A 24205-nucleotide genomic window follows, 5' to 3' on the forward strand; every position below is an offset into this window, starting at 1 on the left:
ATGAAGCGTGTTTGGTTGCTGCTTTATAGCTTTGTATTTATTTCATTTACGGCCAACGCAACGCAGATCACCTTAGATAAGCACTTTAAACACCTTGTGAATATACCTTTCGAATATTCCCTGCAGCCTTTCACAGCAGAGCAAGCTAAGCTCGCCTCAAATCAGCAATGGCAACAGCTTTCAGAGCAATCGCTCAATTTAGGACTCACTAATCAAGCCGTATGGCTACGCCTGCAACTGGTTAACGCTGAGAATTCAGAGCTACCAATTTTATTGTCCATTGATAATCCGTTATTAGATAAAGTTGCTGTATACCATTACTTTAAGCAAAACAGATTATTGTTTAAAGAAATTGGTGATGTATTACCACTCAATAACCGACAAATTAATACAGAATCATTATTAGTAAAGCTAACACTGCCACCGGCAAGTCAGTCAACATTACTTCTTCGAGTTGAAAGTCTAGATGGTGTTAGAGTGCCGTTAAGTCTTTGGCAGCATGACGAATATTTAAAAGATAAAAGTAAGTTTAATTTAATGTACGGCCTGCTCGTCGGATTTATTTTATCGTTGGCAGTCACTTGCTTGGTCATGTTTGGCTTTTCACGAAAACGTTACTTTGCACTCAGTGGCAGTATTTTAATCACGTTATGGTTATTACTGATTTACTTATATGGCTTTGGTTATCGCTATTTCCACCCGTCTTTGCCTAGTTTGCAGCAGCTAGCCGTGCCTAGCATGCTGATATTAACCACTTGCTTATTCAAGCTATTATTTGAACAATTGCGCCTGCCCACAAAAACAGCGCTGCAACCCTTACACAAATGGAGTAACTGGTTACTTTTTATCAGCTTATTTTTTATCTGGTTGCTCCCTACAAATATCATGCTTTATTACAGCCTAATTGCACCGGTGTTGATTATGTTGTTACACATAACTGCGTTAGGGATCGATATTAAGCAACAGCGAACGCAGCCTCTGAGTGCGCTTTTATGTAGTATGTTAATGTTCTTAACTGCGCAGATCTATCTAATAATTGTCGTATTTGACATCTATGATTTTAATACCCGTGGTTTACCGTTTGTATTTTTTAGCTTTTTAATCTGCTCACTCAGTTTAAGCTTTGCTACCATCAAACACTTTTTAATCGAACGCGATGCTCAAGTTACTGCACAGCAGAGTAAAATAGCCCAAAGTGAAGCACAAGATGCTTTATTGCAAGAGCGTTTAGCACTACAAGAACAAGCTAGGTTAGATTTAGAAGCAAATATAGAAGAGCGAACGTTTGAACTTCAGGTCACCCTGCGAGAGCTTGAAGAAAAGAATCGCGCACTTGAACAAATCAATATGGAAGATCCATTAACACAAATAAAAAATCGCCGCTATTTCGATAAAAAGCTAGTAATGGACTTGCGTCGCTCTCGTCGGGAGCAAACATCTTTAAGCGTGATAATGCTCGACATAGACCACTTTAAGAGCATTAACGACACCTACGGGCACTTAATTGGCGACCAAACTATCCGTGCTGTAGCTGACATTATAAAAAGCCATTTAAAACGCCCACTTGACGAAGTAGCCCGTTATGGTGGCGAAGAGTTTGTGATCTTACTACCTAACACCATCCTCGGCGGTGCAGTAGAAATAGCAGAGCAAATCCGCCAAGCAATCATGGATGCCACAATTACAGTGGCAAACACCCAGATAAAGTTTACCATTAGTGCTGGTGTATATAGCGCCATTGCAGAAGACATTCATAATCCGGGATTATTCACCGACTGCGCCGACAAAGCACTTTATCATGCCAAGCAAAGTGGGCGTAATCGTGTAGTTAGTTTTCCAATTTTAGACTAGGAGCAAATAATGGCCCAATCAGGTCTCGACCTTTTCCCTTATACTCGCATGCGCAGAATGCGCCGCAATGATTTCTCGCGCCGCTTGATGGCCGAAAATCAACTCAGTGTAAATGACTTAATTTATCCAGTATTTGTACTTGAAGGTAACAATCGCCGTGAAGCCATTGCATCGATGCCAGGCATAGATCGCTTGTCGATTGACTTACTGCTGATTGAAGCAAAAGAGTTGGTTGAATTAGGTATTCCTGCAATCGCTATTTTTCCGGTCACCCCTGCGGACAAAAAATCATTGCTTGCTGAAGAAGCTTACAATGATGATGCACTGGCACAACGCACTGTACGCGCACTCAAAGAAGCCTATCCAGAATTAGGGGTAATCACCGATGTGGCGCTTGATCCATTTACTGTGCATGGACAAGACGGCATTATCGACGATAATGGCTATGTAATTAACGACATCACGACTGAAATATTAGTTAAACAAGCGATATCTCATGCACAAGCGGGTGCAGATATTGTTGCCCCTTCAGATATGATGGATGGCCGCATTGGCGCGATCCGCGAAGCGCTCGAGGCCGAAGGTCACATTCATACACGCATTATGGCTTATTCAGCTAAATACGCCTCAAGTTACTATGGACCATTTCGTGATGCAGTCGGTTCGGCTGGTAACTTAAAAGGTGCGGACAAAAAAACCTACCAAATGGACCCAGCTAATTCCGATGAAGCCATTCGTGAAGTAGCGCTGGATTTACAAGAAGGTGCTGACATGGTGATGGTGAAACCCGGTATGCCTTATTTAGATATTGTACGCCGAGTTAAAGATGAATTTGGTGTGCCGACGTTTGCTTATCAAGTGAGTGGCGAGTACGCGATGCATAAAGCGGCGATTGATAATGGCTGGCTTGCTGAAGAAGCCACAATTATGGAGTCCTTGCTTGCTTTCAAGCGTGCTGGCGCTGACGGTATTCTTACCTATTTTGCAAAACAAGCTGCACAACTGCTTAAAAGATAAGCCTCATAGATATTTAATTTAGAAAAGGGCGATTCACCGCCCTTTTTATTTTCATATTATTAACATTTTGTATTTTCTTTGTCATAAATTTTCCTTAAACTGTTTGTCCCATTCGGGACACAATACACGGGAAAAAATAATAATGTTCAAAACAAAAATAACGCCATTGGCGCTTGTTATTGCAAGCCTCAGTGCACCAGCTTCTGCTAATTTAATAATTTCAGAATATGTTGAAGGTGGTAGTAACAATAAAGCAATTGAGCTTTTTAATACCTCTGGCGAAACACTATCGCTTGATGGCTATAACATCTCACTTTTCGCCAATGGCAATGGCGACCTGACAGCTCCAAATAATACACTTGCTCTATCCGGTAGCTTAGCCGCCAATGGCACCTATGTAATCGTAAATGCAGGCTCTGCAGACGAGCTTAAAGCTAAAGCTGATATTGAAGCAACCGTTACTTATTTCAATGGTGATGATGCATTAGTACTTACGAAAGACGGCACTATTGTTGATAGTTTTGGTCAGTTAGGCGTTGACCCTGGTAGCGAATGGTCAGCAGGAGGTGTTAGCACCAAGGACAAAAGCTTACGTCGCAAGCTAAGTATTACTGCAGGTCGTAGCGATGCTACTGCGTCATTTGATCCTAGTGAACAATGGCTACAATTTGATAAAGATGACTTTTCTGGCCTAGGCTTCCACGGTGAAAACAACCAACCAGATCCCGAGCCAGAACCGGAGCCGTTAGTACCATTAGAATGCGGCGCAGCTAAAACCTTGATCAGCGCTGTACAAGGTGAAGGCGGTGATAGCCCTCTATTAAACACAGAAATTGAGCTGGAAGGCGTAGTAACTGCTGATTTTCAAGGTAGTGAGCAATTAAGTGGCTTCTTTATTACATCACTTGATGCAGATATTGATACAAACCCACTTACTTCTGAAGGTGTCTTTGTTTATTTTGCTGATACCGATGTCAATGTTGGTGACCATGTGCGCGTCAAAGGCAGTGTTGCTGAATACTTTAATGCCACCCAAATTGGTGATGTTAGTCAAGTAGAAGTGTGTGCTAAAGGCTTAACGCCAACAGCAACAAGCATCACTCTCCCTGTTAATAATGTAGCCGATTTAGAAGCTTATGAAGGCATGCTGGTTTCACTAGAACAACCGCTGGTCGTTAGCAACAACTATGGTTTAGGCCGTTATGGTGAAGTAGGTCTTGCCACAGAACGTTTATATCAAGGTACACAAATAGCCCTTCCCGGTGATGCTGCTAACGCTGTTGAAGCCGAAAACATCAAGAAACAAATCTTACTTGATGATGGTTCAACGAAACAAAATCTTGACCCAGTTTCTTACCCAGGTACTGGCTTAGACGCTTATAACACATTACGTTTAGGTGATTCTGTGAACGCAATCACTGGTGTAATGGGTTACAGCTTTGATCGCTATCGCATTCACCCAACAGTACAACCAACTTTTGTTGCAACTAATCCACGTACAGATGCACCAGAACTGCACGCTGATGCAGATCTTCGGATTGCAAGCTTTAATGTGCTTAACTACTTCAATGGTGATGGCCAAGGTGCTGGTTTCCCAACCAGTCGTGGGGCTGATAGTGAAGCTGAATTTATTCGCCAACAAGCGAAAATTGTCAGTGCACTTGTTGCTATAGAAGCTGATGTTATCGGTTTAATGGAAATCGAAAACGATGGTTTCGGTGCAAATAGCGCTATTGCTAGCCTTGTTAATGCGTTAAACGATGAAGATAGCAATAATGAATACGCCTTTGTTAATTTTAACGTAGATAAAATTGGTACTGATGAAATTACCACCGCACTTATCTACCGTGCAAATAAAGTCGCACAAGTTGGCACCGCAGCTATCACAACCCAATATCCATTTGACTATAGTAACCGCCCACCTATTGCACAAAGCTTCAAATCTCTTCAATCAGAAGAAGTATTTACTGTTGCTGTAGCGCATTTAAAATCCAAAGGTAGCTGTGGCAGTGCTAATGGCAACAATGCTGATTTAGGTGATGGCCAAGCATGTTGGAATGAGATCCGTGTAGCGGGCGCCAATGCTTATGCTGACTGGCTTGATAGCAAGCCAACTGGTGTAGACGATGAAGACATCATTTTAGTAGGCGATATGAATGCCTATGCGATGGAAGATCCAATACGCGCATTTGCTGATAAAGGATTTAAAAATGTCGTCGCAGAATTAGATGGTAATACTCTTGGCTATTCATATAGTTTTTCTGGCCGCATGGGTAGCTTAGATCATGCTGTTGCTAGTCCAAGTTTACTTGCTAAAGTTGTCGCAGCGACAGATTGGCATATCAATGCTGATGAGCCGATCAGTCTTGATTATAACGTAGAGTTTAAATCTGATTCTCAAGTTGCTAGCTTGTATTCAGAGAGTGCTTATCGTGCCTCTGATCATGACCCTGTAATTATTGATATTCAATCTACCCCTGCTGTAGAGCCAACGCCTGAGCCACAAGCTCCAGTGCTAGAGCCTGAGCAAAGCTTTAACATCAGTGAAAATAGCCCTATTGGCACTGTCATTGGTCAATTGAGCTTTAGTGATGCCGATGCACAGTACACACCCGTTATTGGCTTCATTGTATCTGGCCACGATGCAGTAACTATAAATGAGCAAGGGCAACTAATCGTTGCTGGTGATTTAGACTATGAGTTTGAAAGAAAAATCACATTAATGGTACAAGCAAAAGACAGTGCTGGTAATTTATCAAATGCGCAGCTTGTGTACATTAATATTGCTAATGATGAAACTGATGACGAAGACGATGACTCAGGTTCATTATTTTGGTTAACGTTACTGGCGTTACCACTAACACTCCTGCGCCGTAAAAAAGCGTAGTATAAACTAAACTCTGCTTGAATAGCTTTATTCAGCAGAGTTCAGATTAGTAAAAAGGCCGCTAAACTGCGGCCTTTTCTATGCATTACATTCAGTATGCTGTGAATTATTACAGCGATTCTTCTTTTTGCTATACCAACACCTAATTGACTGCTGGGCTTGCTCGTCAAACTGCCAGTTATAAAAGTGGATTACTTTGTTATTTTCTAAAGAAACCGATAATACAGTCAGTAATTTTAATGAGTTAAATTGAATATCAACAATTTCATCTGCATTAATATATTTTTTACTTAACCCTTGAGAGTAGTAAATACCCGCTTTATAGCAATGCATAAAACGCAAGTTGGCGATACTTAAAATTGAGATAATAAAAATAACAGGAACAATAATTAGGGCTAAAAAAGTCTGATTAACAGCAAAGATGATTGTTAGCAAAAAAGCAACTGCACAAAGGGTTAGTATCATAACTAACTGCAACAGCCAGTTTGGGCTCAATTTAATTGCATTCATATAAACGTCCTAAAAAAGTACACATATATGTCTCTTTATTCGAGAGACTTCCATTTCTCTAATATGCGTATATGGGTGGCATAAGCGGGTATTCTACCTGTATTAGTAACTAAGATTCAAGTAATTGCACTACTTTTTACCTAGTTATAAATAACTAGTTTAATTAGTAAAACAGCCAGCTTTTAAACTACAACTTATGAGTGGAATGACGTTTAAACTGCAGTAATAAATAGTTGATTCTTTTTCTATTATTTAACTGTTTGCTTAAATAACTACTAAAGAGTGCTAACTACTCATTACTAGCATGACAACAAAAAAGTATTCGATTGTTGGAGGGATAATATTTCTGGCAATAAAAAACCCGCAACAGGTGCGGGTTTTTTTAAGAGTTTAAAGGCTAATTACTTAGCAGCTTTTTTCTCTTTTTCTGCAGCGATTACAGTTTCAGCTACGTTTTGTGGACATGGTGCATAGTGTGAGAACTCCATAGAGAACTGACCACGACCTGATGTCATTGTACGTAATGAACCGATGTAACCGAACATTTCTGATAACGGAACGTCAGCTTTAATACGAACGCCTGTTAAACCAGCTTCTTGGTCTTTCATCATACCACGACGACGGTTAAGGTCACCGATTACATCACCAACGTGATCTTCTGGAGTGAACACGTCAACTTTCATGATTGGCTCAAGAAGTTGTGCGCCCGCTTTAGGGATCGATTGACGGAAAGCGCCTTTAGCAGCGATTTCGAATGCGATTGCAGATGAATCCACGGCATGGAAGCCACCGTCGAAAAGTTCAACTTCAACGTCAAGCACTGGGAAGCCAGCTAGCACACCTTCGCTCATCATTGACTTGAAGCCTTTCTCAACTGCAGGCCAGAATTCTTTAGGTACGTTACCACCAACAACTGATGATTTAAACGTGAAGCCTGAAGCAACTTCGCCTGGCTTGATACGGTAGTCGATTTTACCGAACTGACCAGAACCACCTGATTGTTTCTTATGCGTGTAGCTATCTTCGATTTCACGAGTGATAGTTTCACGGTAAGCAACCTGTGGTTGACCAACGATAAGGTCTACGCCGTAAGTACGCTTAAGGATATCAACTTTGATATCTAAGTGAAGCTCACCCATACCTTTAAGGATAGTTTCGCCTGAATCTTCATCAGTCTCAACTTGGAAAGATGGATCTTCTGCAACCATTTTACCGATAGCAACACCCATTTTCTCATTACCGCCTTTATCTTTAGGCTGTACAGCAATCGAGATTACTGGAGTTGGGAATACCATTGGCTCAAGTGTTACTGGGTGCTTAGGATCACAAAGAGTGTGACCAGTTTGCACGTTTTTCATACCTACGATTGCAATGATGTCACCAGCTTGTGCGCTAGTTAATTCGTTACGGTCGTCTGCTTGCATCTCAACCATACGGCCAACACGCTCAGTTTTACCAGTAAACGCGTTAAGGATAGTGTCACCCTTATTAAGTTTACCTGAGTAAATACGTACGAAAGTTAATGCACCAAAACGGTCATCCATGATCTTAAACGCTAACGCTTTGAATGGTTCATCTACAGATACAACTGCAAACTCGCCGTTTTCGTTACCTTCTTCATCCATAAGCGGTTGAGGATCAACTTCTGTAGGAGATGGTAAGTAGTCAACAACAGCGTCAAGTACTAATTGCATACCTTTGTTCTTGAAAGCAGAACCACAGTATGTAGGGAAGAAAGCAAGGTCACGAGTACCTTTACGGATACAACGCTTGATATCTTCTAAAGAAGGTACTTCACCTTCCATGTATGCTTCCATTAGGTCATCGTCTTGCTCTACAGCAGTTTCGATTAGCATTTCATGGTATTCATCAACTTTGTCTACCATGTCTGCTGGAACGTCTTCGATCGTGTAGTTCTCTGGAAGACCAGTTTCGTCCCAGATGTATGCTTTTTTAGTTAAAACATCAACAACACCACAGAACTCATCTTCGATACCGATTGGTAACGTCATGATTAGTGGGTTTGCGCCAAGTACTTTACGTACTTGCTCTGTTACACGGTAAAAATCAGCACCCATACGGTCTAATTTATTTACGAAAATAACACGTGCAACTTCTGATTCGTTAGCATAACGCCAGTTAGTTTCTGATTGTGGCTCAACACCACCAGAACCACAGAATACACCGATGCCGCCATCAAGTACTTTTAATGAACGGTATACTTCAACTGTGAAGTCAACGTGTCCAGGAGTATCGATAACGTTAAAACGGTGATCTTTCCAGAAACAGCTTACAGCCGCAGACTGGATAGTAATACCGCGCTCAGCTTCTTGTTCCATGAAGTCAGTTGTTGATTCACCATCATGAACCTCACCAGTTTTATGGATTTGACCAGTAAGCTTTAGGATACGCTCAGTAGTCGTGGTTTTACCCGCATCAACGTGCGCGAAAATACCAATGTTTCTGTACTTCGATAAATCTGCCATTATTTTACTCTTAATAAAGTCGAAAAATTATTCGGCGGGAGTATAGCATTACTTATAGCGAACATCACCATACATGTCGCTTAAAATGCAATCAATTTTATAATATTTTACTTTCTATGGGTTTTGAAGCGCATAGCCACACTAAAGCCGAGCGCTTTAGCCATTTTATGCACTTTTAAAAAAGCACCGCTGACCCTTCACATAAGTCGCCTGAATACTAAAATCGCTGTTTAAAATAGCAAAATTCGCATGCTTACCTTCCGCTAAAGAACCAACTTGGCTGGCAATATTAAGAAATTGCGCGGGCACAATGCTGGCCATATTTATCGCCTCACGTAGCTCTACACTGCCTAATTGATGCATATTTTTAACTGCTTGCTCAAGCGTTAAAGTGCTGCCAGCTAACGAGCCGGAGGCAGTTCTCGCCACACCTTGTTGCACAACAACATCCATTTTACCCAATTTATACTCACCATCATTTAGTCCACCGGCATTGATACAATCACTGATCAAAGCGATTTTTTGTGGACCTTTTAGCTTATAGATCAGCTTTAAAATTGTAGGATGAAGATGTACACCATCTGCAATCACTTCAACAAATGCGTCATCATTCATCAATACCGCGCCGGCACAACCTGGATCACGATGATGAATGCCACGCATCCCATTAAAAACATGCACCCCACCGCATGCGCCATGCTCAAGTGCGCTTTGAGTTTGTTCATAATTGGCATCACAGTGACCAAGCATTACCCTAATTCCTTGCGCTGTCAGGTATTCAATTAATGCATTTGCGCCTGGCTTTTCTGGCGCCAACGCAACCACTTTTAAGCTACCCATGGCTGCATTAATCATCGCTTCTAGATGCGACTGCGATAGCTCTAAAAAGTAATCTTGATTGTGCGCGCCTTTATGAACTTCACTGAAAAACAGGCCCTCACTATAGCCACCTAGCACCTGTGCCCCGCTAGGTTGCTGCGTGTATGCCTGACCAATTACACTCATAGCATTAAGTGTTTGTTGCCAATCGGTGGTCACAGTCGTTGCTAAAAAGCCTGTCACTCCATGCTCTGCAAGTGAGCATGAAATCGTTTCAATACTACTCATTTTACAATCAATCACATCACAACCTTCGCGACCATGAATGTGTAAATCAATTAAGCCTGGAATAATTGCAGCATTACCATAATCATCAATAGGCACACCTGCCGTAGGGTTTTGCGTAAAGTGACTAATAATGCCATTTTCAACTAACATGAAGTGATTTTTAAGTACTCGTTCTTGACAATAAATTACATCAGCTTTGACGTAAAACACTGATCCAATCATGCCAGCGCTCCCACTTGTTCTTTGGCCAAAATAGCGGCACCGCGAGCGCCACTGGCATCGCCAAATTCAGCAAGCACTATTTTTGGCACCCGAATATCAGCAAATACATACGGTACGATTGCCTCTTCAAGCTTGCTCATTAGTTCATCAACTAAAGACATACCGCCACCAACTACAATCACCTCAGGGTCATAGGCCATAATAATTGCCGCAAAAGTACTGCCAATTAAATCCAAATAACAGGCAAAGCTTTGTTGGCAAAATACGTCGCCTTTTCTCAACCCTTCAACAATTTCAAAAGTAGTTAATACTTCGCCAGAAAAGTGCTGGTAAATTCTCGCCAAGCCAGGGCCTGCAATATAACTTTCAATGCACCCTGTTAAACCACAGCCACATTTTAAAATAGGTAACTGGTACTTCTGCTGTAACACTGCAGAAAGTGCGTAATGACCGTATTCACCTGCAATTCCCTGGGCGCTTTTATACAATTGACCATCAATACACAGCCCACCACCCGCACCAGTACCAAGAATTGCACCGAACACTCGGGTATGTTGCAAACCAACGCTGCTGCGCGCTTCTGAGAGTGCAAAACAGCGGCAATCGTTTTCGATCGCAACCGGGCGATTTATTAACTGAGCTAAATCTTGCGCGGCATTTTTACCGGTCGCATGAGGCACGTTAGCCGACAGTACTTGTTGGTTTGCATTAACAATGCCAGGCATACCAATACCGACCGCACCGTGACATTGATATTTATGATCAGCACTTAAAATCATACCAACTAACGCATTTAGAAAGTCTTGATAACTATTTTGCGGAGTCGCAATGCGCCATGATTCAAGTTGCTTTAATGAAGCGTCAAATACAGCAAGTTCAATTTTACTACCGCCAATATCAATGCCATAAATATACTGCTTAGTCATTAATATCACCTTGTTTTAGCGGGTAAATCGTCACCCCTTGCACCACTCTGTTTACTTCACCAGTTGGGCATGGGTTATCTACTGTAATGCCTAATTGCCACGCTTTATAGAACGACATTATTTGCGCGCAGACCATATAATATAAGCCATTAAATACATCGTCTAATTGCTGCATCACCGCGTCATCTGGCAGCGTCAAGGCGTGAACATCAATAGCTTTATTATCGCGACGTAACTCATTCAACAAATCAATATCGTACTGCTTGGTATAGGTATTAGTTGAGCCAAATAAAACAATTAAAGTTTTATCATCAACCAATGATTTTGGGCCGTGACGAAAACCAAGCGGGGATTCAAAATACCCCATAACTTGACCCGCACTTAATTCTAATAATTTTAATGCTGATTCTTGCGCATAGCCTTTTAAGGATCCTGCGCCTAAATACACTAAGCGATGCATAGGCAGTTCAGCCAATGTTTTTAGTTCAGCTAATTTACCAGCAATATTTTTTTCAACCGCTTCTGCAATAGTTAAAACAGCGTTATCTGCATCACTAAATATTGCCACACTTGCCACCAACATTGAGGTAAAACTACTGGTCATAGCGAAGCTGTGATCAAGTGTTTGCGTAGGCATCAATAACGAGAAATAGTTTTCATCTTGCGCTACTTGTTTATGCAGTGCTCCATCGGGGTTACAAGTAATAAATAGATGCGCGCAGTGTTTTACATAGTTATTCACTACATCAACAGCGGCAACACTTTCAGGACTATTGCCAGAGCGTGCAAATGACACTAATAAAGTTGACTTATTTGGCTGTAAATACTGCTCTGGGCAGGCAACAAGCTCTGTGCTACTAACACTTCGACAAGCAATATCCAATTGTTGATTCAAGTAACCAACAACCGCCTCACCAACATAAGCTGAGGTACCGGCACCGGTAAAAATTATTTGCGCATTTGGCTTATCTAATACGCCCGCAAGCCAACTATCTAGCTGCGCTCGTGCAGCTTTTACAATACTGAGCGTTGCTCGCCAACAATCGGGCTGCTGCATAATTTCTTTTGCAGTCCATAAACTATTTTTAGCTTCTAAAAGGGTTTCATCAATTGCTAAATAACTAGACATTACTACCTCACTTACGTCTATTGTTGTTTAAAACACGCATCTGCGTAGCGACTGGTTACTTGCATTATGTGATGAAGTACCAAAGATTTAGGGCTGTTTTGCAGGGTGTTATTTCGCACTGCAAGATACTGCAATGGCATATATTGGCTTAGTAACGGCAGTGGTATCGGTTGTTTTTGTAAATTACTAAATAGCTTATCAACGGCAGCTTGATTGCCTTGTTGTCCCCAGTAATAACGGATTCGATCACTAAAACTAAAGCGACGATAAAGCTGCTGCACTGATTTATCAACTTGATAAAAACGCTGCCAATTTTTCGGAAACTGCTGCATATCGGCATCAATAACAGTGCGTATATGTGAACATTGCTCGGTGTCTATTAGCGCATCTTCAATATGGCTTAATGCAAATAATGCCTCACGCAAAGCAAAGGTAAGCTCTGGGCCCACTTTTAAAATCGCAAAATGATCATTTACTAATTGTTGATACGCGATGGGCGTTTGATAATCAGTTGAATGTGCTTCAAAGGCAATGCCATCAACGGCCTTTATATATTGCTTTAGCCGTTGCGCTTTAGCGCTATCATAATCAAATACTTGCGTGTTATCGAATTCCACACCTGGCTGTACAACTAAGCCAACTACTCGCTGCCATGCCGATGATAACCCCTGCTGTAAAAATGCATCGTGATGCAATGCCAATGTACTAGCAACATGGTCAGTTTCTGTGACTGCAAGCGTATCTATTTGCTCATCGGCACCACCGGGCGGCGGCACCTCAGTACCAATAACATAGACTAAGTCACTGCGGCCAAAGGTATCTAATGCTGTTTGTTCAGCCACTGCACACAACTGCGCCGCACGTGTTGCAACTGTTTCATCTGCTAAAATTAATTCATCATCGGCGCAGCGCATACTGGTGTCTAAGTGAATTTTTTTGAATCCTGCACCAACATAACTGGCGATCAACTGCTGAGCTTTTTGCATCGCCGATTCAGCGCTTTCATCACACCAACACACAGGGCCTAAATGGTCACCGCCAAGGATCAGCTTATCAATTGCAAACTCTTGCTTTGTCGCAAGCTGTTCAATAAATGCGATAAAATCAGTAGGTAACATACCCGTATAACCACCAAACTGATTGACCTGATTAGTGGTTGCTTCGATTAATAAATAACTATTGTCTTGTTTGGCTTGCAATATGGCAGCTTCTAGCACCAATGGATGAGCGGAACAAACGGCATAAATACCCTGTTTTTCGCCGCGTTTATTCGCTGCGATTAATTGCTGTAATATCGTCATTGCAAGCCTCTTCGTTAGATAATCTTTGTTTAGTTATAAAAGTTAAAGATCGAGAATATGTAACCGCACACCTGCATCTTCGAGCGCGGTTTTTATCTCTGCTGGAATTCCACTGTCTGTAACCAGTACGTTTATTTCACTGGCGGCAATAATTTTATGCACGCCTTTACGATTAAATTTACTAGAATCTGTTACTACTATGATCTCTCGCGATACTTCACACATCACCCGATTTAGCAGAGCTTCAAGCTCAAAGTGCGTTGTAATACCAATATCTTTTTCAAAGCCATCAACACCCAAAATTAACTTATCAAAGTGATATTGTTGTAAGTGCTGTTCAGCTTGGCGGCCATAAAATGACAGTGATTTTTTACGTAGCGTGCCACCAGTCATTAACACTTCAACCGATGGCGCATTAAGTAGTGAGTGCGCCACATTTAAGCCATTGGTCATGACAACTACGCCGTGGTGGCTGGTTAGATTTTTAGCGACTTCTTCAGTTGTTGTCCCTGAGTCTAAAATAATCGATTCACCATCCTTAATTAGACTCGCTGCAAATTTACCTAAGCGCTCTTTAATACCGCGATTTGCATCGTGTTTTTCTTTTAATGATAATTCTTGAGTTAAGCGATTACTGGCAACTGCACCACCACGGGACCGTACCAACAATCCTTTTTCATCCAACTCATTTAAGTCGTTACGGATAGTTACCGTTGAAACACCAAACAACTGAGCCAACTCAGGAACCTGCACCCGCTCTTGTTTGTAGACCAATTGCACAATCTCATGACGCCTTTCGATAGTGTTAAGCATGTCCGCTCTCTTTCATTGTTAACTTTCATTCATTGTACGCAGCTTTCGTTTACTTTCAATTCAATTTTTTACATTTATCTTTAAACATTAAAAAACGCAATTAAGCCACTGTAAATAAAGACTTTAAAATAAAAAATAAAAACAACACCCTTTAAAATGAAAGCAAACGAAAGATTTTTATCTTGCATTGACATTTTGTTGTGTGTACAAATAAAAGCCTGCGAAAACAAATTTACAAATAATAAACAATAAGGGCAATGTTATGGGCGATCTCAACCGTAGACGATTTTTACAATCAATGGCCGCAATTGCAGCAACCAGCGCGGCTTTGGGTTGTGCTTCTACCACCAATTCCAAATCGATATTAAGAACTGCACAACAAGGACGTTCAACCCTTGGCTTAACTGTGCCAAAAATGGACGTAGTAAGGGTTGGTTTTATTGGCGTGGGTGAACGTGGTGTTGGTGCTGTTAAGCATTTTTGTCATCTCGATGGCGTTGAAATTAAAGCAATTTGTGATACCCATCAGGCCGTTGTAGACAGGGCCGTGAAGATTGTTGTTGATAAAGGTTTAAAAAAACCAGACACCTATGGCAAAAACGATCACGATTACCGCCGTATGCTAGAACGCCAAGATATTGATATTGTTATCATTTCAACACCATGGCAGTGGCATACGCCGATGGCTGTCGATACCATGGAAAGCGGCAAGCATGCTTTTGTTGAAGTACCAGCAGCAGTGACTGTAGAAGAGGCATGGCAACTAGTAAACACCTCTGAGCGAACTCAGAAAAACTGCATGATGTTGGAAAATGTTTGCTACGGACGCGACGAATTAATGGTTCTTAATATGGTTCGCCAAGGCGTTTTTGGTGAATTGTTGCATGGTGAAGCAGCATATATCCATGAGCTACGCTGGCAAATGAAAGAAATTGACCATAAAACAGGTTCTTGGCGTACACCATGGCATGCAGCAGTTAATGGTAATTTATACCCAACTCATGGCTTAGGCCCTGTTTCACAATACATGAATATCAATCGTGGCGATCGTTTTGACTATATAAGCTCGATGAGCTCGCCATCATTAGGCCGTGCAGCCTACGCTAAAAAAGAATTCCCCACAGATCACAGCCGCAACAAACTTAACTATATTGCGGGTGATATGAATACCAGCATTATTAAAACGGTTAAAGGTCGCAGCATTATGGTGCAACACGATACCACCACCCCACGTCCTTATTCTCGTCATAACTTAATTCAAGGCACTAACGGTGTGTTTGCTGGCTTTCCAAATAGGATCGCACTTGAGCAAGGTGGCAGTAAAAGCTATCACGAGTGGGATTATGACATGGCTGATTGGTATAACAAATACGATCATCCGCTCTGGCAAAAAATGGGCGCTGAGGCTGAACGCAACGGCGGCCATGGTGGCATGGACTTCTTGATGTTTTGGCGGATTATTTTTTGCCTACGCAATGGCGAACCACTTGATCAAGATGTGTATGACGCAGCCGCATGGTCAGCTGTTTTCCCGCTATCTGTTGATTCTGTAGCCGATAGAAGTAACAGCAAAGACTTCCCAGATTTCACCCGTGGTCTTTGGCAGCAAGCAAAACCACTTGGCATTATTTCGTAATTAACCTCTCGCGTGTTGGAGAAAAATACACTCAACACGCGTGGCAATAACTCAATAAAAAAACAACCATCAACAAGTAAAATACAGGTAACTATTATGAAAGCACAACTAAAACTGTCCACACTGTTTTTGTCTATGAGCGCCATCTTCAGTGGCACCTCGCTGGCAGCTGATGAAGACAAAAAAAAAGAAAAAGAAGCCGAAGCAGAGCAAGTCGAAGTAATTGAAGTTAGAGGTGTTCGCTCGAGTATTAAAGAATCCCTGTATTTAAAACAACAAGCTGTGGGGGTTATGGATGCTATCGTTGCAGAAGATATCGGTAAGTTTCCCGACCAAAACATTGCCGAGGCATTGCAACGGATGACGGGGATTGCAATTACCCGTAACGGCGGCGAGGGCCAAAATGTTACCGTGCGAGGTTTAGGTGGTGACTACAACGTTACCACCGTTAATGGCCGACGTATGGCATCAGAGCATTCTAGCCGTAACTTTAATTTTGATTTAATCGCCCCCGAAATAGTCCAATCCCTCGAAGTATACAAATCCCCACAAAGTAAAACACAAGAAGGCGGCATTGGCTCAGTTATCAATATCAAAACCCGCAAACCTTTGGATTTAGATGGTTTCACTTTATCAGGCAGTGCCAAAGGCATTTATGAAGAACGTACTGGCGACACCAATCCACAAGCTTCGTTTTTAATTAGTGATACCTTTTTTGATAATACCTTTGGAGCGCTGTTTACAGCGGTATATTCTGAACGTACACAGCGTGAAGACTCTTATGAAGGTGAAGGTTTTTATGATCCAGACGAGAATGTTGATGTACGTATCCCAATCGATAGTAACGGTAACGGCAAGCTTGAAGATAATGAGCAATCATACCCATCGATTATTCCAGGCTACGTACGTTATTCAAATTGGCAGGATACGCGTGAGCGACTGGGTGCAAGCTTAGCGCTGCAATGGCGCCCGTCAGATAGTATAGATGTTAACTTTGACAGCATGTACTCACAATACGAAACCAATGGTGAGCAATATCAAATTTCATTTGTAACCTATGATGAATCTTGGACACCGGGGATCCCCGCTATCGGTGAAGTAAAGTTCAATGAAGATGGTAACGCTAATTATGTAGAACTAGTTGATGGCGCAATGGCTGAGCTGTTAAATGTGTCTGTGCCACGTAATACAGATACTTGGCAATGGGGTTTTAATACGGTTTGGTATGCCACAGAGAGCTTAACGGTTGATTTAGATATTTCACAGTCACAAGCTAAAAATGTCAGCAATGGTAACAATCGTTTTATTGTTGCACGTGGTTTTGTTGATGGTATCACTATCGACCAAACCGGTAGTAATATGCTGCCAGATGTGACCATGACCCCAGCACTGAGTGCAGAACAACCTTTTGGTGCGCATTACAGCTACAATTCAGGCACCGATGTGAAAGACCAAATAGAAGAGGTGCGCTTAGCAGCAACCTATATTCCCTCTTTTGAACTAGTGAAAGATATTCAATTTGGCGTTCATTACGGCAAACAAACCAAAGAACGCAGTGTTTATAAATCAAAAAATGCATCAATGTTCAGTAATGGTGGCGCTTATTTTAAAAACTCAGAATACGACAGTTTTGACGACTCAAGTGTTGAAGAGCTAGGCGGCTTAAACCTATTTCGTTTACCAGCAGATGTACTCGTGCCAGCTAACTTTGATAACTTCTTAGATGGTGAGCCTGGTAAACATCCGGATCCATGGGCAAGCTTTAATTACGACAAACTGTATGCTTTTTATGAATCAATTAATCCACAAGCGGCGCAAGATAAAATTGTCGCAAAGAACAGCCCAAAGGATTCATTCGCCCTTACTGAGCAAACCTTAGCGGCTTTTGTTGAAGCAAATCTACAAGGCGATATTGCTAAACTGCCTTTTGCACTAAACATGGGCGTCCGTGTAATACAAACCGATGTCACATCAGATGGTTACATCTTTGATGTTGATAATGTTCGTTACAATATAACCGAAAAAGATGGCGCATTAAGCTATCGCGTTGAGGGTGAAATTGAAGATTATTACACCCGCTCTACCACTGAAGAAAGCTACACAGACGTACTACCGAGCTTAAACTTTAAATTGCATCTACGTGATGACTTACTCTATCGTTTTAGTGCGGCTAAAGTAATCACACGCCCAAACTTAGATTATCTATCGCCTTATAGCTACTTAGATTTTAATAATGCCGAATACCATGCCTCAAACCCGGGTATTAAGCCACTAAGAGCCAATCAAATAGATACGACGATTGAATGGTATTTCTCTGACTATGGTGCACTAACCTTTGCAGCCTACTATAAAGACATCGAATCAGTGATTGCCCGCGGCCGAGTAGGCACTGCGCAAGTGGGTAATTATTTTAAAGATGGAGTGGCTGTAGAAGGCCCAATTTTTACAAAAATCTCACCTACATCGGAAAAAGGCGCAACAATTTTAGGCTTTGAAACAGCTTATCAGCAGTCTTTTGACGAAATACTTCCAGCACCATTCGATGGCCTGGGTGTACAAATAAACTATACTTTCACAGACAGCAGCTATGACGACGAAGAGCTAAATGATCTGCCATTTGTGGGGATGTCTGAGCACTCGTATAACGCGGTTATTTATTATGAAAAAGGTGATTATCAAACCCGTATTGCTTATAACTGGCGCGAAGACTACTTAGTCTATCCTGATGCATGGGGCGGACCAGAATGGGCGGCAGACTACGGCCAATACGATTTCAGTGCCAGTTACAATATCACTGAGAAAGTGCGAGTTGATTTAAGCGTAACCAACTTAACCAATGAAAGACAGTGGTCATACGTAAAAACAGAAGAACAAATTCGTCGCTTAGCGCGCTATGGTCGCTCGATTAGCCTTGGCTTTTCAGCATCATTTTAAGCTTATACCCACACCACCTCAAGATGCAGAATTCACATCTTAAGGAGGCTTGGGTATACCCTCTTATATTAGCGCCGTTTGTCGGCGCTTTTTATGGAGCTCACTATGAGAGTTTTACTATTTATTGGTTCATTATTATGGACTTCATTTTCGCCATTTGCAGTGGCAAACCAAACCACGGATTACTTTATTCCCAGTTATGGCAATAGTGCTACTAGCCATAGTATCGCAGCAAATAAAAAACTGATTAGTGATGTGGGGATCACGCACTGGCAAGACTCTACAATACCAGTTAATCACTACTTTTACCTGCCAACAAAAGCGGCTTTTAATTTAAAGTTGCGCGTAAAAGTTGCAGGCGATCGCAGCCAGCTTAAAGTCGACTTTAATCAACAGAGTCAGTTAATTACGCTCACTAATCAGCAATTTCAAGATATCGATCTTGGCGAGTTTCTGCCAGATCAAATCGGATACCAACAATTGCAACTTACCGGTATCGCTAAAACAGCTGACACCTTTGCTGATATTCAAGGTCTTATTGTCACGCTAGATAAAGAGTCGGCGGCGCCTTTATATGTAAAAGATGATATTTATTGGGGTCGTCGCGGGCCTTCCGTGCATTTAAACTATCCCATACCTGACAAGACTAAAAACTATCAATGGTTCTATTCAGAGCTGAGCGTACCAAAAGGGTATGATCATCAAGGCTCGTATTTTATGGCCAATGGTTTTGCTGAGGGTTACTTTGGTATGCAAGTAAACTCTGACACTGAACGGCGAGTATTATTTTCAGTATGGAGTCCTTTTCAGACCGATGATCCAGCTGCTATTCCTGTGGAAATGCGTATTCAGCAATTAGCTAAAGGACATGATGTGTATACCGGTAAGTTTGGTAATGAAGGTTCTGGCGGGCAAAGCTATTTAGTATTCCCTTGGCAAGCAGAACAAACCTACCGCTTTTTATTGAAAGTAAATCCGACTGAAAACCTTCCTAATCATACCGACTACAGCGCATATTTTTATGACCCTATCGCCGCAAAGTGGCTGTTCATTGCTTCATTTAGACGCCCTAGTACAGATACATATGTGGCAAGGCCACACAGCTTCTTAGAAAACTTCATCCCTGATGCAGGGCAATTCGAGCGCAAAGCGTTATACAGTAATCAGTGGCTCAGAGATACTCAAGGCCAATGGCACTCTCTTGATAAAGCACAATTTACTTATGATGCAACGGCTGCCAAGCAATCGAGAATGGATTATCAAGGAGGCACTGAAAACGCAGGTTTTTACTTACGCAACACTGGCTTTTTTACAGGCCCAACTAAATTACACAGTGAATTTGAACGCCCAGTTGGTCAAGCGCCTGAGGTAGACTTAAGCGCTTTGCCAGATAACTAAGCCATTTTATAACAGCGCTCTGGCCGACCTATGCTGCCATAGCTTTGGTCGGCACTGACTTGCTCTGCCTCTAGTAAATATTCTAAGTAACGGCGTGCAGTTGAGCGACTTACTCCTACAAGATCGCCCATTTGCTGTGCTGTAAAAGGCGTTTTTTTGTGCTCTTTAAATGCATCAATAATCTTTTTTAAAGTAAGCTGATCAACCCCTTTCGGCAGTCTAACCGGTGCTTTACTTTGTTCGCTTGAGCCAAATAAAGTGTCGACCATAGATTGGGTCACCTCGTTAGCATCAGACAAACACTGCTGGCGTGACTCAAATCGCGCTAACGCCTGATCAAGTCGATTAAGCATCAAAGGTTTAACCAAAAAATCACAGGCCCCTAACTGCATTGCCTTTTCAAGAGTTTCGACTTCTTTGGCGGCAGTCAGTAGCATCACTTCGCTTTTAATTGAGCGCCGACGCAAGTCTGTTAATAACTCAAGGCCATTGCCATCTGGTAGATGGATATCAAGTAAGATCAAATCGGGCTCTATCGCCTGTAATAGCGCGGTAGCAGTACTTAAGTTTGCTGCAATACCAACTACCTGATACTGACCTTGACGCAAGCTTTGTCGCGCAGTTTGGTTCCCCGCAACCCCATTCGGTAAAAGCAGGTATTGAGCAAGAAGTTGTGCAACTTCGAGCTCATCTTCGATGATAACTACTGAATATGTCATTTTTATTACTCATTTTAGCGTTGCAATGTTAGCCCATTTACTTTTATTGTTGTTTGCTTGGCCACTGCTTATTAGCCTAAATTACCTTATGGTTATTTAGGAATATAGACGCTTAATCGCGCGCCTTTTAAATCTGACTCACCAATTTCTAAACTACCACCACACGAATCTAAATTAGTTTTCACTAAATATAAACCAATGCCATGCTCTGCCCCTGCTTTTGAACTGTATTGTGGGGTAAATATCACTTCATGGTCGTTACCCAAGCCAAAACCACTGTCTTCGACATCAAACAATAATGTCTTACTCGTTTCATCAACCGTGACTCGTACATGAGGTTCTCGATCTTTACTGGCTCTGATCGCCGCATCAATGGCGTTATCAATTAAGTTGCCCAAGATTGATACTACTCGCTCTAACATTTCAGTACGTGCGATGGCACCAAGTAAACTTTCTGGGTTTAATTCCAATACTACGTTTAACTCGCGGGCTTTATGGTATTTACCCACCAGCAAACCGGCTAACACAGGATCTTGAATACGTTCTAATAAATGGTGGATCTGTGCTTGTGAACCTTGGCTTTCTTGGCCGATCAATTCGATTGCTTGCTCATTTTTACCCATTTGAATAAGCGCCCCAATTAGATTTAGCTTATTCGAATAATCATGGGTTTGCACCCTTAACAACTCGGCAAATGCTTGTACTTTAGTAAGTTGCTGGCTCAAGTATTCAAGCTCATCAGCTGGGCGCAGAGTGAGTAAAATACCATCCGCCTGCCCTTGCACTTGCAATGAAAAACGCGACAACACCAAACGTTTATCCGCAGCAAACAACTCAAAGCCAACCATTTTACGACGCTGATTTCGTAATAAAAACTCAGCATGCTCTGGCAGTAAATCTTTCAGAGTTAATGACTGATTAATACAGGCGACTGGTTTATCTAAAATTTCGCAAGCACGCTGAGTCAGTTTGCGTACTCGTCCGTCGGGATCAAGTGCAACAACACCGCTACGCATGGTATTTAAAATAGCGTCCTGCTCTGAAAACAACCTCGCTATTTCATCTGGTTGCAAACCAAAGATGGCATTTCTTACTCGCTGACCAATAAAGATAGCGGCAATAATACTCAAAGCAACTAACAACAAACCCCAAATCATAATTTCAACAATCCGCTCACGGATCAACGGCTCAACCGATTGCACTAAAAAACCGACCGAGACCAAACCAATAATATTTTGTTGCTCATCGTATACCGGCACTTTACCGCGAATAGATTCACCTAAGCTGCCCTGCGCCACTGAAATATAACGCTCGCCGTGTAACGCGTCTTGGCTATCACCGCCAACCATTTTTTTACCGAGTTTATTGCTATCTGGATGGACGATTCGATGCGCATTTTTATCACCAATAACAATAAAATCTGCGCCAGTTAGCTGGCGCAGATTTTCTATTTCTTGGTTGATTGCCACCAAGTTACTAGGGTTCTTTAAAGCTTTAACGACATCATCGCTTGATGCAATACTCGTCGCCACAGCGAGTGCTTTGTCACCAATGTGATCATGCAAACTTTGTGCGGTAATTCGATACACCAAACCGCCAAATAACACCGCTTGTAATACACACAGCCCTGTAACCCAAATTATTAACCGCGTTTCTAAACGCTTAGGCTTTTTAACTATGTTTTGCAGCGGATTTTGCGTCTTGGTGTAGCTCATTTTTTACCTCAATTATGCATGCTCTTGCTTCACTTTAAGCGCCGCTTTATCTGCCCGGCGTTGGGTTATAAAGTCTTTTAATGGAAATAACAACACTAATATTGAGATAATAAAAATGCTCAATGTTAGTGGGCGTTCCCATAAGAAGCTTAATGAACCATCCGAGATCATCATTGAACGACGGAAGTTACGCTCAATCATGTCGCCTAAAATAAAGCCTAATAGTAATGGTGCCATTGGGAAAGCCAGTAATCGTAATACCAACGCCACCACAGCAAAGCCAACCATCATAAATAAATCAAAGGTATTAAAGGAAACTAAATACACGCCAATTAAGCTGAAGAACAAAATCATTATCGTTAATACTGATTTTGGCATCGCTAATACTTTTGCAAAATATGGTATCAAAGGAAGATTTAAAATCAGCAATACGATGTTACCAAAGTACATGCTAACGATAACCGCCCAAAATACACTTGGGTTTTCTTGCATCAGCATTGGACCTGGCTGAATACCGTAAGCAATTAAGGCACCTAACATAATGGCAGTCGTACCCGAGCCTGGAATACCTAATGTAAGTAATGGTACAAATGAACCGGTACACGCAGCATTGTTCGCTGACTCCGGTGCTGCCAAGCCTCGTAATGAACCTTTACCAAACTTTTCTTTTAAGCCTTTAGGCGCTAAGTTACGTTCCGTCGCATACGCCATAAAGCTAGCGATAGTGGCACCTGCACCCGGCAATACGCCAACAATAAAACCAAGTATAGACGAGCGGCCAATAACTGGCGCAATGTCTTTGATCTCTTCTTTGGTCAATTTAGTTGAACCGATTTGCGGTGTGTCTGAATCATTAATACTTTTAGTTTCTTTTTTCTCTGGACGCACTACATTAATAAGCGCCTCAGCCAGTGCAAAAGTAGCCATTGCCACTAATAAAAAGCTAATGCCATCAAGTAAGTCAGCTTGGCCTAACGTAAAACGCTCAGTACCAGATGATGGATCAATCCCCACAGTCGCGAGCATTAAGCCAAATACTGTCATCATCATGGCTTTTAAAAATTGCCCTTTATTAGAAAACGCCGCGATCGCTGTTAAACCTAAAAACATCAGTACAACGTAATCTGGAGATTGAAAACTCAGCGATACTTTTGCCAACAAGGGGGCTGCAACCATCAATAAAATTGCGCCTATGGTTCCGCCGATAAAGGAGGAGTAAGCGGCTATCGCCAATGCTTTGCCAGCATGACCTTGTTTAGCCAGCGGATAGCCATCAAAGGAGGACGCAACTGTACCCGCCACCCCTGGGGCATTAATTAAAATAGATGATGTTGAACCGCCAAAAATTGCACCGTAATACACCCCCGCCATCAGAATCATCCCTGAATCGGCACCTATGCTATAAGTAATTGGGATCATTAACGCAATAGCAGTAATTGGCCCAAGCCCCGGAAGCATGCCGATAAAGGTACCAACAAAACAACCCACTATGACATACAATAAATTGTTCCAGTCGAGTACGGTCGACAAGCCCAGCATAATTCCATCAAACAT

The 24205-nt window shown here is 41.9% G+C and carries 16 protein-coding genes; 6 read left to right on the top strand and 10 right to left on the bottom strand.

The features are described 5' to 3' along the window. From H5158_RS03395 to H5158_RS03405, 3 genes are all read left to right on the top strand, one after another. A complete protein-coding gene (locus H5158_RS03395) occupies positions 1-1851 on the top strand; it encodes a diguanylate cyclase (protein WP_182739452.1) in 1851 nt (616 codons plus the stop codon). A gap of 9 nt (positions 1852-1860) precedes the next feature. Then, complete coding sequence (gene hemB, locus H5158_RS03400; RefSeq protein WP_182717501.1) at positions 1861-2868, top strand: porphobilinogen synthase; 1008 nt, start codon at positions 1861-1863, stop codon at positions 2866-2868. A 142-nt stretch (positions 2869-3010) separates the two neighbouring features. Next, positions 3011-5755, top strand: a complete 2745-nt coding sequence (locus H5158_RS03405) for an ExeM/NucH family extracellular endonuclease (RefSeq protein WP_182739453.1) — start codon at positions 3011-3013, stop codon at positions 5753-5755. 78 nt (positions 5756-5833) lie between these two features. On the opposite strand, the gene H5158_RS03410 is transcribed toward H5158_RS03405, so the two are convergent. From H5158_RS03410 to agaR, 7 genes are all read right to left on the bottom strand, one after another. Then, positions 5834-6265, bottom strand: a complete 432-nt coding sequence (locus tag H5158_RS03410; RefSeq protein ID WP_182717503.1) for a hypothetical protein — start codon at positions 6263-6265, stop codon at positions 5834-5836. A 401-nt stretch (positions 6266-6666) separates the two neighbouring features. Beyond that, positions 6667-8751, bottom strand: a complete 2085-nt coding sequence (fusA, locus tag H5158_RS03415; protein ID WP_182717504.1) for an elongation factor G — start codon at positions 8749-8751, stop codon at positions 6667-6669. A 165-nt stretch (positions 8752-8916) separates the two neighbouring features. Continuing rightward, positions 8917-10080 (bottom strand): N-acetylglucosamine-6-phosphate deacetylase, encoded by a 1164-nt coding sequence (gene nagA, locus H5158_RS03420; RefSeq protein ID WP_182717505.1) that lies wholly within the window; start codon positions 10078-10080, stop codon positions 8917-8919. Further along, positions 10077-11006, bottom strand: coding sequence for an ROK family protein (locus tag H5158_RS03425; RefSeq protein ID WP_145240076.1), 930 nt, complete (start codon positions 11004-11006; stop codon positions 10077-10079). The genes nagA and H5158_RS03425 overlap by 4 nt, the downstream gene beginning before the upstream one ends. After that, positions 10999-12135, bottom strand: coding sequence for an SIS domain-containing protein (locus H5158_RS03430; protein ID WP_145240078.1), 1137 nt, complete (start codon positions 12133-12135; stop codon positions 10999-11001). Before H5158_RS03430 ends, H5158_RS03425 begins: the two co-directional genes overlap by 8 nt. 17 nt (positions 12136-12152) lie before the next feature. Next, positions 12153-13436 (bottom strand): D-tagatose-bisphosphate aldolase, class II, non-catalytic subunit, encoded by a 1284-nt coding sequence (locus H5158_RS03435; protein ID WP_182739454.1) that lies wholly within the window; start codon positions 13434-13436, stop codon positions 12153-12155. Between the two features lie 42 nt (positions 13437-13478). Further along, positions 13479-14249 (bottom strand): transcriptional repressor AgaR, encoded by a 771-nt coding sequence (agaR, locus tag H5158_RS03440; RefSeq protein WP_145240083.1) that lies wholly within the window; start codon positions 14247-14249, stop codon positions 13479-13481. A 262-nt stretch (positions 14250-14511) separates the two neighbouring features. On the opposite strand from agaR, the gene H5158_RS03445 reads away from it, so the two are divergent. The 3 genes from H5158_RS03445 to H5158_RS03455 all read left to right on the top strand — a co-directional run bounded on the left by H5158_RS03445 (position 14512) and on the right by H5158_RS03455 (position 20217). Beyond that, positions 14512-15885 carry a Gfo/Idh/MocA family protein gene (locus H5158_RS03445; RefSeq protein ID WP_182739455.1) on the top strand — a complete coding sequence of 458 codons (1374 nt, stop codon included), beginning with the start codon at positions 14512-14514 and terminating at the stop codon, positions 15883-15885. Between the two features lie 96 nt (positions 15886-15981). Continuing rightward, complete coding sequence (locus tag H5158_RS03450; protein WP_182739456.1) at positions 15982-18819, top strand: TonB-dependent receptor; 2838 nt, start codon at positions 15982-15984, stop codon at positions 18817-18819. Positions 18820-18924: 105 nt separating this feature from the next. Beyond that, a complete protein-coding gene (locus tag H5158_RS03455; protein ID WP_182739457.1) occupies positions 18925-20217 on the top strand; it encodes a DUF3472 domain-containing protein in 1293 nt (430 codons plus the stop codon). On the opposite strand, the gene H5158_RS03460 is transcribed toward H5158_RS03455, so the two are convergent. From H5158_RS03460 to H5158_RS03470, 3 genes are all read right to left on the bottom strand, one after another. Next, positions 20214-20936 carry a response regulator gene (locus H5158_RS03460; protein ID WP_149982231.1) on the bottom strand — a complete coding sequence of 241 codons (723 nt, stop codon included), beginning with the start codon at positions 20934-20936 and terminating at the stop codon, positions 20214-20216. The two genes, H5158_RS03455 and H5158_RS03460, sit on opposite strands and share 4 nt — an antisense overlap. A gap of 92 nt (positions 20937-21028) precedes the next feature. Continuing rightward, positions 21029-22651 (bottom strand): sensor histidine kinase, encoded by a 1623-nt coding sequence (locus H5158_RS03465; RefSeq protein ID WP_182717509.1) that lies wholly within the window; start codon positions 22649-22651, stop codon positions 21029-21031. A gap of 12 nt (positions 22652-22663) precedes the next feature. Next, the gene (locus tag H5158_RS03470; protein WP_145240095.1) at positions 22664-24205 is read right to left on the bottom strand and encodes a tripartite tricarboxylate transporter permease; all 1542 of its coding nucleotides are present in this window, start codon (positions 24203-24205) and stop codon (positions 22664-22666) included.

It is taken from the genome of Pseudoalteromonas sp. SR45-6, from assembly GCF_014163545.1.
GTDB lineage: Bacteria > Pseudomonadota > Gammaproteobacteria > Enterobacterales > Alteromonadaceae > Pseudoalteromonas > Pseudoalteromonas rhizosphaerae.